Annotated in this window: 1 protein-coding gene and 1 pseudogene; both read left to right on the plus strand. The window is 63.2% G+C overall.

Annotated features, from left to right (window positions below; genetic code table 11):
* Positions 1 to 555: D-arabinono-1,4-lactone oxidase (locus ENZ74_RS33285; RefSeq protein ID WP_164761474.1), on the plus strand; the 555-nt coding region annotated here is incomplete at its 5' end.
* A 17-nt stretch (positions 556 to 572) separates the two neighbouring features.
* Positions 573 to 818 (plus strand): annotated as a pseudogene (locus tag ENZ74_RS33290) (hypothetical protein); the annotation flags it as partial.

Here is an 818-nt window from a genome sequence, read left to right on the forward strand (position 1 = left end):
GGGTTGTTGCGGGTGACGAGACAGGCCTCGCCCTCGGCCATGGCCGAGGGCGAGGCCTGTCTCGTCACCCGCAACAACCCGATGCACGATTCGGTGCCCTATCTGTTCAACGATCAGATGGAAGAGACCGACATCCTGCACGAATATTTTATTCCGCGTGCCGCCTATGTCGAATTCATCGCGGAAGCGCGCGAGATCCTGCGCAAGCAGACGCTGCCGGTGCTCAATGCTTCGGTGCGCATCGTCCACAGGGAGGATGTGGCGCTGACCTACGCGCCGGAGCCGGCCTATTCGCTGGTGCTCTACGTCAACCAGCCGACCGATGCCGACGGCAATGCCAGGATGCGGGCGCTGACGCGGGCGCTGATCGACGTGACGATCAAGCATGGCGGGCGCTTCTTCCTGCCTTACCAGCTGCATTATACGGCCAGGGAATTGCTGGCCTCCTATCCCGAACTGCCGGCCTTCCTGGCGGCGAAGCGGCAGTATGACCCAACGGAACTGTTTTCCTCGACCTTCTACCGTGCCATCAAGGCGCTGAGCGGGGTGTCGTAAGAAGCAGGAGAACAGCCATGCGGATGGTATCGGCGGCGGCACTCACCCTCATCGCGCTGTGCGCCGGACCGGCCGGAGGCGAGGATCTCAAGGCCTTCAAGCTGACCATCGACGGCGTGACGGTCGATATCGATCCCGGCGAGAGCGCCGATGTGACGCTGCCCGGCGGCAAGCAGAGCAAGGTGACGCTCGCGCGCAACGACTTCGCTACCTTTTCCGGCAGCGATTTTTCCTTCGTCCACCCCCGCGGCCTTTCGGGGACC

Origin of the sequence: Mesorhizobium sp. M7A.F.Ca.CA.002.15.2.1, assembly GCF_003998715.1 — a bacterium.
GTDB classification, from domain to species: domain Bacteria; phylum Pseudomonadota; class Alphaproteobacteria; order Rhizobiales; family Rhizobiaceae; genus Mesorhizobium; species Mesorhizobium ciceri.